Here is a 12551-nt window from a genome sequence, read left to right as displayed (position 1 = left end):
AGCAAGTTCGTATAACGGACAAACGAGTCTAGTACGGGGAGGAGAGAAGCGGATGATCGTTGGAGCGATCTGCATGTCGCACAGTCCACTTCTGGACAAGGTGCGGGCGCCAGCAGAAACTGAAGCCGCCTTCAATGAGGCGCTGGAGCGTGTTCGAGACAAAGTCTTCGCTCTGAAGCCCGACTTGGCTGTGGTTTTCTATCCTGACCATTTGAACGGGTTCTTTTACGATCTTCTGCCAGCATTCTGTGTAGGCATCGAGGGCTATTCGGTAGGCGATTACGGCAGCTCCGCAGGCAGGCTGACCGTCCCGGTTCCGCTGGCCGAGGAGCTTGTCCGCTCGATTATTCACGATGGAGTCGACACAGCCCTGTCCTATAAGATCGTTGTCGATCACGGCGCCGTCCAGCCGCTAGAGCTGCTGGCGATTGGGCATGATCTGCCACCCTTCATTCCTGTCTTTATCAATTCGGCTGCGGCGCCGCGCCCGACCTTCCGGCGGGTGCGCGCTATGGGGGAGGCGGTTGGCCGCTGGGCTGCAAGGCGCCCTGAACGGGTGCTGCTGATAGGTTCTGGTGGGCTTTCGCACGACCCTCCCATTCCGGCGTTTGCGGGCGCCGCGCCGGAATTGCGCAATATGCTCATCAACGGTATCGGCAACATCACATTTGAGCAACGCTTTGCCCGCACCAGCAAAGTGGTGGGTGAGGGCGTCAAGGTTCAAATGGGCCTTTCGAACCTACGGCCCCCAAACCCGGAGTGGGACCGCATGCTGCTGGACGCTTTCGTTTCGGCCAAACTAGACGTGTTGGACGAGAGCGACGACGACGAACTAACAGACATCTGCGGCCGGGGCGGACACGAGATTCGCACATGGGTCGCAACTCTCGCCGCGTTGAGTTCGCAAGGGGAATACCAAGCCACTGTTGATTTCTATCAGCCCGTCGAAGTGTGGCTGACCGGCATGGGTGTGATGACTGCTATTCCAGCGATCCCATCCAGACCATGTGTCCAACCATGATAAAGGCTGCGGCATAGTTTTTTCCCTTTGTCCGGAGCCAACACAATGACCGACAAAATTGCACGCGCCGCGGAGGAAATCCGCGAGGGCCGCCGCTCGCTGACGCAGATCGCGCCAATTCAAGAGCGACTAGACCTGAGGACGCTTGATGATGCCAATGCAGTGCAACGGATAAACACGGAGTTTTGGTTGGCGGCAGGCCGGCGCGCAGTGGGCTACAAGATCGGCCTGACCTCCGCCGCAGTACAGGCGCAACTGGGAGTCGACCAGCCCGATTTCGGGACTCTATGGGCGGACTATGCCTTCGGACAGAATGACGAAGTGCAGGCATTCCGGTTCATGCAGCCGCGCGTCGAAGCTGAGGTCGCGTTTGTGCTTGGCCGCGATCTCGATGATCCAAAGCTACAGATGACAACTCTCGCTGCAGCGATTGATCAAGTGCTTCCGGCGGTTGAAATCGTCGATACTGTAGTAAAAAACTGGAAGATAAGTCTTGTCGATACGGTAGCCGACAACGCATCCGGCGGGGGTTATGTGCTGGGCAACAGCCCTCGCAGGCTCGATGGCCTAGATCTGCGGCTCGCTGGGGCGGTGCTCAGCATCGACGGTCGATCACGTTCGATCGGAGTGGGTGCTGCATGCATGGGAGATCCACTAAACGCCGCGCTCTGGTTGTGCCGCAAGATGTCTGCCCTGGGCCAACCGCTGAGAGCCGGCGATCTGATCCTTTCTGGTGCGTTGGGGCCCATGGTGGAAGTCCGTGCGGGTATGACGGTCACTGCTGAGATCCAAGGTTTTTCCACGCTCAACTTTTACATCGGAGTTTAATCATGAGCGGGAAGCTCAAGGCGGCCATCATCGGCTCGGGCAATATCGGCACCGACCTGATGATCAAGATCATGCGCATGTCCGACCATCTGGAGATGGGCGCCATGGTCGGCATCGATCATAATTCCGACGGCCTCGCCCGCGCCGCCCGCCTTGGCGTGCCGGTGACCCACGAGGGCATCGACGGCCTGCGCAAGCTGCCCAACTATCCCGACATCCGGATCGTGTTCGACGCCACCTCGGCCAAGGCGCACCTGCATAACGACGCGGTCCTGCGGGCGGACGGCAAGAAGGTGATAGACCTCACCCCCGCCGCCGTGGGGCCCTTCACCATCCCCGTCATCAACGGCGACGCGAACCTCGACGAGCCGAACGTGAACATGGTCACCTGCGGCGGGCAGGCCACCATTCCCATCGTCCACGCGGTGCGCCGCGCCACCGACCGGGTGATCTGGGGCGAGATCGTCGCTTCCATCTCCTCCAAGTCGGCGGGCCCGGGCACTCGCGCCAATATCGACGAGTTCACCGAGACCACCTCCAGTGCCATTCGCATCCTGGGCGGGGCTGAGCGCTCCAAGGCGGTCATCATTCTCAACCCCGCCGAGCCGCCGCTCATCATGCGGGACACGGTGTTCACCCTGTCCCAGGGCGGTAGCCGGGAGGCCATCGAGCGCTCCATCCTCGACATGGTGGCGGCGGTGCAGAAATACGTGCCCGGCTATCGCCTAAAGCAGAAGGTACAGTTCGAAGCCATCGGCGACAACGCTCCGGTGCGCATCCCCGGCTTCGGCCCGGCCTCGGGCCTCAAGACCACCGTGTTCCTGGAGGTGGAGGGCGCCGCGCACTACCTGCCCGCTTATGCCGGCAACCTCGACATCATGACCTCCGCGGCCATGAACACCGCCGACCGTTGGGCGGCGCAGCAATTGCGGAAGGAGGCCGCGTGATGGCCCGCAGCAATCCGAACAAGCTCTACATCCAGGACGTGACGCTGCGCGACGGCATGCACGCCATCCGCCACCAATACGGCCTCGATACGGTGCGCGCCATCGCCCGCGCCCTCGACCGCGCCCGCGCGGACGCCATCGAGATCTCCCACGGCGACGGCATCACCGGTTCCACCTTCAACTACGGCTTCGGGTCCCACGACGACGTTGAATGGATCGCCGCGGTGGCGCAGGAATGCACCTTTGCGCGGGTGACCGTGCTGCTGCTGCCGGGCATCGGCACCGTGCACGACCTGAAGGAGGCCCACCTGGCCGGCGCCCGCTCGGTGCGCATCGCCACCCACTGCACCGAGGCGGATGTTTCGCGCCAGCACATCGAGGCGGGACGGGCGCTGGGCATGGACACGGTGGGTTTCCTCATGATGGCCCACATGGCGCCGGTGGACAAGCTGGTGGAACAGGCACTTCTCATGGAGAGCTACGGCGCCGAGTGCGTTTATGTGACGGATTCCGCCGGCGCGCTGCTGCCCGGCCAGTATGCTGAGCGGGTCCGGGCGGTGCGCGCGGCGGTGCGCCCCGAAACCGAGATCGGCGTTCACACCCATCACAACCTGACGCTGGGCGTTGCCAATGCGGTGGCGGGCATCGAGGCGGGGGCCGTTCGGGTGGATGCCTCTCTTGCCGGCATGGGCGCGGGCGCGGGCAATGCGCCACTGGAAGCCGTTATCGCCGTGCTCGACCGCATGGGCATCGAGACCGGATGCGACCTGCACATGCTGATGGATGCGGCCGACGACCTCGTGCGGCCGCTCCAGGACCGCCCGGTGCGGGTGGACCGCGAGAGCCTGTCGCTCGGCTACGCCGGCGTCTATTCGAGCTTCCTGCGCCATGCAGAGAATGCTGCGAAGAGCTATGGCGTCGACACCCGCGACATCCTCTCCGAGCTCGGCCGCCGGCGCATGGTGGGCGGCCAGGAGGACATGATCGTCGACGTGGCCCTCGACATTCTGAAAGCCCGTGAAGTCGGAGCGGTCATCGGATGAGAGCGCTCGAATAGTTCGTCGAGATGGTGAGCTGGGCTGTGCGCAACACCAGGACATGCCGCAGAGGGACACTGCAGTAGCAGCGAGTAGAGCACTCTTCACTCGAATCTGCCATGAGATCAAGAAATAAACAGAATTCCAGGGAGGGGCGTTTGATCATGAACACGAATAGATTTATGATGTTAGTTGTAGCGTGTAGTTGCCTAGCGAATCTATCTGGCATGAGCGCGTACGCCGGCTCTGAGATCCTGCCGGGCCTCTCGACAGGCCTTCCAATGGGTGCGCCGCTGCCGGAGGGATTGTGGTCTATCACCTTTCCCAGCTACGGCTCGCGTGATTCCAATCCTGGCGTGGATGTCGGCGCGATCGCTCCAGCCTGGCTGATCTGGTCGACTCCCTACAAGCTGGCTGGCGGCGTCATCATGCTCGACGCGACCATACCCTTTGTGAATGTGAACGTGGAAAATGGGCCGGAATTATCCGGCATGGCCAATGCCATTATCGATATGCAAGTGAAATGGGATCTCGGCAACGGCTTCTTCGGTGGTTTCCAGAGCGGAATCTATCTCCCGATCCGCTCGGACGTGGGGCGGAATTTTGTCTCTTGGCAGGGCCTTGCCGCCCTAAGCTATCTTCGGGATGGCTGGAATCTTTCCTCTACCTTCTACTACGGCACCGGGGCGAGCGGCGCGGACGGCGGACCGGCCTGGTCCAACGTGGACCTGACGGCCACCAAGAAGTTCGGCAAGTTCGAGATCGGCGCAGTTGGCTTCGGCTCTACCGATCTGTCAACACCTTATCCCGGATATCAGAAGCAAAGCCAATTCGCGCTGGGCGGCCTCATCGGCTATGACTTCGATATCGTCAACGTTCAACTGAAGCTGACCCGCGACGTGTATCAGGAGAACTATGGAGGCTACGAGACGAGGGTTTGGGCAAACATTATTGTTCCGCTGATGGCACCCTCGTCTGTGGGACGGCCGGCGGTTTTCAAGTATTGAAGTCGAATGGATGTCGGGTTGCGAGCTTGGTGCAAGGGTCAGAGCCGGGACGTCGTCTACGCCGGATTGCAGCCCGCCATCTCCGCAGAGCGTGCGCTCGCGACTCGCTCCCACGGTGCTCCTGATGTGGTGCGTGGGAACTTATATCGCCTCCGCGAACCAAAGGGCGCCCCGGTATTGCCCACGATGCGAATGTCCGCGCCGAGACAGCCGGCGGCCCGCTTTGTCGACAGCCATTAGGCCGGTCGTCTCACCGAATGCTGGGATGAAGATGGCATCCTGTTCCAAGCGGCGAGTAATGTACGATCAGCTCTCTGTCATAAGCAAAACCGAGATCATACTCGGGATCTTGCACAGTAATTACAGCATCGATGATTTGTTACGCGGGTCAGAATACTCGTGTCGCGTGTGCTGTCGTGGATGTCAGGATCGAGCACATCTATGACGCAGGTCCGAGATCACGAAGGCAGTCAGCCTTTGTAGTCCAGTTCCGCAACGCCGGGAGGACGCCACACCATGAGGGAACAGCAATGAACATGACCATCAGGTGGCCGACGCTGGTACTAGCGGCGTGGGTATCATCCGTCGGAGCGGCGCTCGCAGCGGAATCCGGCCCCGTGAAGATCGGCGTACTCACGGATATGTCATCAGTCTATTCCGACGTTTCTGGGCGAGGGTCCGTCGAGGCTGCACGTCTAGCCATCGAGGATGCTGGGGAGGTGCTCGGGCAGAAGGTGGAACTCGTGGCTGCCGATCATCAGCACAAACCAGAGGTGGGGTCGACGCTGGCCCGGCGCTGGTTTGACGTGGACGGGGTAGACATGATCACCGACGTCCCCAACTCCGCTGTGGGCTTCGCAGTCTCGGGCGTTGCGGAGCAGTACAAGAAGCCCGCTTTGCTGCTGGGATCGCTAAGTACGGATCTGACCGGAACGAGATGCTCATTTTATACTGCAGTCTGGGGCATCGACACCTATTCGCAGGCTAAGGTGCTGGGGAACGCCCTGGTGCAGGCAGGAGGTGATAGCTGGTTCTTCCTCGGCGCGGATTATGCCTTTGGGCGAGGCCTGGCCCACGATGCGGCTAAAATCGTCGAGGCGGGCGGAGGCAAGGTCCTCGGTTCGGTTTTCGCGCCTCTGGGTTCAGCTGACTTCTCCTCCTTCCTGCTGAAAGCGCAACAGTCCGGGGCGAAGATCATCGGATTTGCCAACGCCGCTGCCGACACCACCAATGCCCTGAAGCAGGCCGACGAGTTTGGCATTCGTGAAGGCGGCCAGAAGATTGCGACGTTCGTGATCTTCCTTCAGGACGTGAAGGGACTAGGCCTGAAAGCGGCGCAGGGTCTGCTACTTGCCACTCCTTATTATTGGGACCTAGACGAGCCGAGCCGCGCCTTCGCGAAGCGGTTCGCCGAACGCATGGGACGTCCGCCGAGTTGGGGCCAAGCTGGTGTCTACAGCGCAGTCGCTCATTATCTCAAAGCGGTCAAGGTTGCTGGCACCAAGGACGGCACTCAGGTGATGAACAAGATGCGGGCGCTTCCGGTCAACGACTTCATGACGCACGAGGGGCGTCTCAGGCTCGACGGGCGTCTCGAGCGGGAGATGTACCTGTTCGAGGTGAAGGCGCCGTCCCAGTCAAAGGGGGAGTGGGACCTCTACACATTGGTGAAGAGAGTTCCCGGTGATCAGGCTTTCCGCCCCATAGCGGAGGGTGGATGCTCATTGGTAGCGGCGCCCAATGCCTCACGCTGACGTCAGCTCAACGGAAGATGTCGACTGGCGCGCATCCTTCCGCGAAGCGATACCAGCTCGCATGATGAAGCTCATTTAACGCAACAACTTAAAGCAATTTTGCGTGTCACGGGAGCTAGGAAATCCTCATTCCGACAGCGACACCAACCGATGACACCACGGAGCCCCAAGACGGCTAGCGCCACTGGGAGCTCAATGCGTCGAGAGGACCTTCAGGCAGTTCAGAAGCTCCCGCGCACGGCTTCAGAGAGGTCTAAAGGTAGAAGCTTTGTCCCGTCGTGTTGTCTGCATGCACCCGCTTGAAAGAGGGGATAGATAGTGCCGGCTGAGCTTCGCGACATGCGCTGGGCCATTGCCGCGGCTGAGCATCGCAGCCTGAGGCGAGCTGCAGAGGCGCTTCGCGTGCGCGAGTCCACACTCAGCCGCCGTCTGCGCGACTTGGAATACCGGCTTGGTGCCGAGTTGTTCGAGAGGAGCGCCAACGGAACACGGCTCACCGCCGCTGGCGACGAATTTATCGCGGTGGCAAAGCGCATCCTGGCCGAAGCGGATGCCGTATTCTCGCGGATGAGAGCTCGTGGACGCGGCGAAAGCGGCGATCTCGTGGTTGGCCTTTGCATGGCCCTGTCGGTTGGCAATCTACGGGCCACCCTCGCAGCGTACGCGGAGCAGCATCAGGCAGTGGCGGTTCACGGGATCGATGGGGCACGGTCCCGGCTGCTCGCTGACCTCACTACCGGGAACATTGATGTCTTCCTTACGGCAGCCGGACATGTGCCGTGGAATGGCGCGTTGCTGCCGCTTTGGAGCGAGCAGGTCATGGTCGCCCTGCCGGCAAACCATGCACTTTGCGAGAGCCCTGTGATCGGCTGGCCAGATCTCGCCGACGCACGTGTCTTGGTCAATCGGCGTGATCCGGGGCCTGATTTTGAGACGATGCTTCGGACCCGGCTCGGAAGTGGATGCGGCTGCGTCTTCATCGGTCACGACGTCTGCCTGGACCGCTTTCTCGGGTTCGTCGCGGCGGGCCTCGGGCTGACGTTGGTCTCGGAAAGTGCAGCCGGCACCAGCGATAGGGGGATCGTCTATCGTGAGCTTCACGATGACGAAGGCCCGGTCCGCATCCGGTTCGCGGCCTACTGGAAAGAGACCAATCGAAATCCAGCGCTGCGGCCCTTCCTCGATCTGCTTCGCGAGCGTTATTCCGACACGGCCCCGTCCCTCTCGTCGGAATGAGCGATCCGCCCGCGCTTAGCCTTGGCGAAGCCGCGATCAGTGGCAATGAAGCGCTCCAGCATCGGGACGATTAGCTTCATGGGATCCATCATCGGTTGTTCGGTCCCGCGGGCCAGCACCTCGGCATAGGCGGTCAGGTCGCGATGGAGCGCGGCGGGTAATTCCAGCGTGACCTTGACCGACTTGTCATCCGGAATCGGACCCAGCTTCAGCTTCGTCATGATCATCCTCCATAGGGTTCCAGGGGCAGGTCCCGGGTGACGATGATCCTGACCGGAAATCCCGGCCGGATCGTCAGCGTCGGTGGCACATTGAGCTGGCGGCGGATGATCTGCTGGCCGGCATCGTTGACGGTGTCCTGGCCTCCGTTCCTGATGGCGCGCAGCAGGCGGTCCTCGTCATCGACGGCGAGTTCGGCGCCGACGCTGAGCAGGGTTGAAAGCGCCGCGGCCTTGGCGAGGTCCCACCAATGATAATCGACGCCGTCCTCAAGACCGGCATATCCTTGTGTGTCCGCGCCCGGCTGGCGCTCGATCACGATCGAGCGTCCATTGGGGAAGATCAGCCGGTTCCAGACCAGCAGGATCCGTCGCTGACCGAACCCGACATCGTTGCTGTATTCGCCGATGATGCGCGTGCCCTGGGGGACGAGGAGAACGCGCCCGGTCGGGCTGTCATAGATGTGCTCGGTGACTTGGGCGGTGATCTGCCCGGGCAGATCCGAACGGATGCCGGTGATGAGCGCCGCGGATATGACTGCGCCCGCCTGAAGCACATAGGGCGATGCCGGTGCCATCACCCGGTCGGGTGCAACGGTCCGCCGGTCGACGGCGGCGTTGAGAAAGTTGAGTTGCCGCTCCTGAGCCGAAGGAGTTGTGGGAACGCCATTCAGGCCAGGCATGCCGGCCATGCCTGCGGGTCCGGCGATCGCGGACGCCGGCCCCACCGATCGTGTCTCGGTCTGGAAGAACACGCGCGAGGTCCTGGCGGCCTCCTGCTCGGCGTGGCGGCGCTGCTCTTCCGGATCGACGGTGGCGGTCGGCATGGCCGGTGGCACGACCGGCTGTCCCCGGTTCTGCGCATTGACGATGGGCCGACCGAGATCGCCCGGCAGCGGGGGGCCGAGGATCGGACCGGTATAGTCACGCGGCAGGCCGGCGAGGCCGTCGGCGGTGGAGCGGTTCCCCGTGGAATAGAGCTCCTCTGCGCCTGTGCCGGCATGGCGGGTCTGCAGGGCATAGATCAGCGCCCCGCCCAATCCCAGGCCAGCCACAAGGCCGATGCCGGCGAGGACCTTGCGCGAGAGGCGGGTCACGCGCGGCGGCTCCGCCCGCAGACGCATGGGCGCGGCGGCCTCCTCGGGTGGCCTGCCCTGATCGGGCGTGGGTGTCTCGCTCATCAGGCAGGCCTCCCATCGGTGCGCACGATCCGGACCTTCTGCTGGCGCTCGCCGCTGCCGAGGCGCAACTCCGCGGCGCCGAACAGGCGGTCGACGATCAGGATGTTCTGGTGGATGCGGCTGTTGACGATCTGCGCCTCGCCCTCGGGGCCGATGACGAAGATGGGCGGCATCTCGCCCTGCACGATGCCGCGCGGGAACACCACATAGACCCGCCGCCCGTCGTCATAGACCTCGACCGGCCGCCAGGGCGGCGTGTCGCCGGAGAGGCCGTAGCGATAGTTCCGCGCTTCGACGGCGGGGATGACCGGGACCGCGGGAACAGACTGCCGCTGGGAAGCCGGCGGTTGCGGATAGGCCCAGGCCACCGCCGGCATGTACGGCTTCTCCCCGGAGCGCAGCTCGATCATGTAGGTGCGCCGGTCGGTGGTAACCACGAGGTTGGTGGTGATGTCCGGCCGCGTGGGTTTCACCAGCACATGGACGCGCCGCGTCACGCCCGACCCGTTCTCGGTGTCACCGATGACCCAGCGTGCGGTGTCGCCGGCGGCGATGGGGCCCGACCCCGTCAGGCTCTCACCGGGCTCGAGGGCGATGTCGGTGATCTGCCCGGGTGCGGCATAGATCTGGTAGAGTGCGCCTTCGCTGAAGGGGAAGATCTGTATGGCGTTGTAATAGCCTTCCTTCTTCGGCTCGACGCGGGCGGCCGCATTGGCGTTCTCGACCCGGGCGGTCGGCATGTTGGCCGCAGCGCCGCCGCGGCTCGGGGTCCAGGCCGGCGGGATGTGCAGGGGCCGCGGGCGGCCATCGGCCACAGCGGGAACCGCCGGCAGGGGAGGGACCTCTGCATCATAGCTGATCTCGGGCGGCTTCTGGGTGGCGCAGCCGGCGAGCGCCGATACGGACAGGAGCAAAGCCGTCATTGCGGACGTGCGGAGAGCCGGGCTCCCGGCTTTACGGAAAGGCGGCGTCATTGGGCGAGCTCCCGCGACCAGCTGATGGCGTTGACATAGATGCCGAGCGGATTGGCGCGCAGCTTCTCGGCGTCGTGCGGGGCCTGCATCACGATGGTGAGGATGGCGGTCCAGCGCGTGGTGTCGGCCAGCGCCCCGTCCTGGTAGCGACGCTCGCTCCAGGCGACACGGAAGGAGTCGCCCGAGGCGCGGATGACGCTGGAGACGTCGACGGCGACCTGCTGTTTGCCCACCTTGGCGAAGGGATCGTTCGACCGCGCGTAGTCGTTGAGCGCCTGCGCCCCACGGTCGGTGGTGAACTGGTAGGCCCTCAGCCAGTTCTCGCGGACGATGACCGGATCTGCCGGCACGCTCCGCACCTGCTCGATGAAACGGGCGAGGTGCCAGGCGATCTGCGGATCGGTCGGCCGGTAGTCGGCCGTGGCCGGGGCGACAGTCTGTGTCTGGCCGAGCTTGTCGACCTGAACCACCCACGGCACGACGGTGCCGCGCGCCGACTGCCACACCAGAGCCGCGGCGAAGCCGCCCGAGAGGACGAGGCAGCCGAACGCCATGAGCCGCCAGTTCTTCGCCTGGACGCGGGCGGAGCCGATCCGCTCGTCCCACACCTGGCCCGCCCGCTGGTACGGAGTTTCCGGTTGCGGGGACATGCCGTAGTGGGTGGAGGGTCGCCTGAAGACGCTCATGTCATTCGTTCCCGGAGAGATTGACGGAATGACCGCCTCCGTGGCCGTCGCCGGAGCGGACGGCGTGCGCGGCGGTCTGGATGCCGTGGGTCATGTGCTGGGCGCGCTTCATGCGCCGCGCCCAGGCGGGCGGTCCGTCGCGTTGTGCGCCCGGGGCAGGGGAGGAACTGCCACCCGCCGCCTCGGCGCCACTATCGAGCGTCCTCATGGTGCAGGTGCCGCCGGTCGCCTCGAACGCGGCGCGGGCTCCGGAGGCATGGCTGGCCTGGAGCGTCGCGCCGCCACGGGAGACCGCGCGCTGCAGCGGGGAGACGGCGGCCTCTGCACCGGCAGAAGCGACACCGCCAAGACCGGACGCGACCCCAGAGGCACCCGACTGCCCTGCCGACGCGAGGCTAAAGGCGGTGGATGCGCCGCCGGCGAGCGCCGCGCCGCCACGGGCGGCCGCGGCCGTGCCCGACAGCGCCGCCATGCCGCCGCGCAGGGCCATCCCGCCGGCCGCTCCGGCGGCCATCAGCGCCCCGCCAGCGGCAAGGCCGGTTCCGACCGCGGCGCCCGCGCTCAGCTGTGGGCCGCCGCTCACGAGGCCATTGGCGATGCCCGGGCCGAAGACTCCCAACCCGAGGAGCGAGAGGGCGGCGAGCACGATGGCCATGGCCTGGTCGATGGTCGGCGTCGCGCCGCCGAAACCGGCGGTGAACTCGGAGAAAAGCGTTGAGCCGATGCCGATGATGACCGCGAGCACCAGCAGCTTGATTCCGGAGGAGACGACATTGCCGAGGACGCGCTCGGCCATGAAGGCGGACTTGCCGAACAGGCCGAAGGGAATGAGGACGAAGCCGGCGAGCGTCGTGAGCTTGAACTCGATGAGCGTCACGAACAGCTGGACGGCGAGGATGAAGAAAGCGAGCAGCACCAGCGCCCAGGCCAGCAGCATGCAGGCGATCTGGATGAAGTTCTCGAAGAAGGAGATCCATCCCATCAAATCGGAAATGGATTCCAGGAGAGGGCGGGCGGCGTCGAGGCCAGTCTGCGCCACCTTGCCGGGCCGCAGCAGGTCGGCCGTGCTGAAACCCGTTCCCGATGCCTTGAGGCCGAGGCCGGCGAAGCTCTCGAAGATGATCCGGGCGAGGCTGTTCCAGTTGGAGATCAGATAGGCGAAGACGCCGACGAATAGCGTCTTCTTGACCAGGCGGGCGATGAGGTCGTCGTCGGCGCCCCAGCTCCAGAACAAGGCGGCCAGCGTCACATCGATGACGATGAGGGTCGTGGCGATGAACGCCACCTCGCCGCCGAGCAGGCCGAAGCCGGAATCGATGTAGCGGGTGAACACCTCGAGGAAGTGGTCGATGACGCCGGTGCCACCCATGTCAGCGGGCCTCCTGTGACGATGAGGTGCCTGGCTTCGGCGCCAGGAAGCGGGCGCGGTTCCGCGCCCAGGCGGCGAGGCAGCCGGGATCACGCCCGCCGGCCTCGCCGAGCAGGGCACAGCGGTGCAACTCCTCACGCAGCGGATCCAGCCCCGCCCCGCCGGGCCGCGCGGTGGCGGGAGGCACCGGCGCTTCCCCCTTCCGGGTCATCTCGATCGCCGCGGCGGTGATCGCGATAGCGACGAACACTACGGCGCCGAGGCGGGCGAACATCCTGGTGTCCATCGCCCGT

At 64.2% G+C, this 12551-nt stretch carries 13 protein-coding genes; 7 read left to right on the top strand and 6 right to left on the bottom strand.

From position 1 onward, the window contains the following. The first annotated feature begins 52 nt into the window (after positions 1-52). The 7 genes from FBQ73_RS18010 to FBQ73_RS17980 all read left to right on the top strand — a co-directional run bounded on the left by FBQ73_RS18010 (position 53) and on the right by FBQ73_RS17980 (position 7830). A complete protein-coding gene (locus tag FBQ73_RS18010) occupies positions 53-1021 on the top strand; it encodes a 3-carboxyethylcatechol 2,3-dioxygenase (protein WP_138400884.1) in 969 nt (322 codons plus the stop codon). Positions 1022-1066: 45 nt separating this feature from the next. Continuing rightward, positions 1067-1849: a 2-keto-4-pentenoate hydratase gene (locus FBQ73_RS18005; protein WP_138400883.1), complete on the top strand. Its 783-nt coding sequence runs from the start codon at positions 1067-1069 to the stop codon at positions 1847-1849. A 2-nt stretch (positions 1850-1851) separates the two neighbouring features. Further along, positions 1852-2796 (top strand): acetaldehyde dehydrogenase (acetylating), encoded by a 945-nt coding sequence (locus FBQ73_RS18000; protein WP_138400882.1) that lies wholly within the window; start codon positions 1852-1854, stop codon positions 2794-2796. Further along, positions 2796-3839 (top strand): 4-hydroxy-2-oxovalerate aldolase, encoded by a 1044-nt coding sequence (gene dmpG / locus FBQ73_RS17995; protein ID WP_138400881.1) that lies wholly within the window; start codon positions 2796-2798, stop codon positions 3837-3839. The genes FBQ73_RS18000 and dmpG overlap by 1 nt, the downstream gene beginning before the upstream one ends. Positions 3840-4060: 221 nt before the next feature. Further along, a complete protein-coding gene (locus FBQ73_RS17990; protein WP_170218959.1) occupies positions 4061-4840 on the top strand; it encodes a transporter in 780 nt (259 codons plus the stop codon). A 530-nt stretch (positions 4841-5370) separates the two neighbouring features. Then, entirely contained in the window at positions 5371-6594 is a 1224-nt protein-coding gene (locus tag FBQ73_RS17985; RefSeq protein ID WP_246089770.1) for an ABC transporter substrate-binding protein, read from the top strand. 339 nt (positions 6595-6933) lie between these two features. Further along, a complete protein-coding gene (locus FBQ73_RS17980; protein WP_138400879.1) occupies positions 6934-7830 on the top strand; it encodes a LysR family transcriptional regulator in 897 nt (298 codons plus the stop codon). On the opposite strand, the gene FBQ73_RS17975 is transcribed toward FBQ73_RS17980, so the two are convergent. The 6 genes from FBQ73_RS17975 to trbK-alt are packed head-to-tail and all read right to left on the bottom strand — an operon-like array spanning position 7794 to position 12544. Beyond that, positions 7794-8051: a DUF2274 domain-containing protein gene (locus FBQ73_RS17975; RefSeq protein ID WP_138400878.1), complete on the bottom strand. Its 258-nt coding sequence runs from the start codon at positions 8049-8051 to the stop codon at positions 7794-7796. The genes FBQ73_RS17980 and FBQ73_RS17975 overlap by 37 nt on opposite strands. A gap of 2 nt (positions 8052-8053) precedes the next feature. After that, positions 8054-9229, bottom strand: coding sequence for a TrbI/VirB10 family protein (locus FBQ73_RS17970; RefSeq protein ID WP_138400877.1), 1176 nt, complete (start codon positions 9227-9229; stop codon positions 8054-8056). Next, on the bottom strand, positions 9229-10203 hold the full coding sequence (gene trbG, locus FBQ73_RS17965; RefSeq protein WP_138400876.1) for a P-type conjugative transfer protein TrbG: 975 nt from the start codon (positions 10201-10203) through the stop codon (positions 9229-9231). The genes FBQ73_RS17970 and trbG overlap by 1 nt, the downstream gene beginning before the upstream one ends. After that, positions 10200-10889, bottom strand: a complete 690-nt coding sequence (gene trbF, locus FBQ73_RS17960; RefSeq protein WP_138400875.1) for a conjugal transfer protein TrbF — start codon at positions 10887-10889, stop codon at positions 10200-10202. Before trbF ends, trbG begins: the two co-directional genes overlap by 4 nt. A 1-nt stretch (position 10890) precedes the next feature. Next, the gene (trbL, locus tag FBQ73_RS17955) at positions 10891-12258 is read right to left on the bottom strand and encodes a P-type conjugative transfer protein TrbL (RefSeq protein ID WP_138400874.1); all 1368 of its coding nucleotides are present in this window, start codon (positions 12256-12258) and stop codon (positions 10891-10893) included. 1 nt (position 12259) lies between these two features. Next, complete coding sequence (gene trbK-alt, locus FBQ73_RS17950) at positions 12260-12544, bottom strand: putative entry exclusion protein TrbK-alt (protein ID WP_138400873.1); 285 nt, start codon at positions 12542-12544, stop codon at positions 12260-12262. Between the last annotated feature and the right edge of the window lie 7 nt (positions 12545-12551).

Source organism: Xanthobacter autotrophicus (assembly GCF_005871085.1).
Classification (GTDB): domain Bacteria; phylum Pseudomonadota; class Alphaproteobacteria; order Rhizobiales; family Xanthobacteraceae; genus Xanthobacter; species Xanthobacter autotrophicus.
The sequence above is the reverse complement of the archived record's forward strand: the minus strand, read 5'-3'. Positions and strand labels throughout refer to the sequence as shown.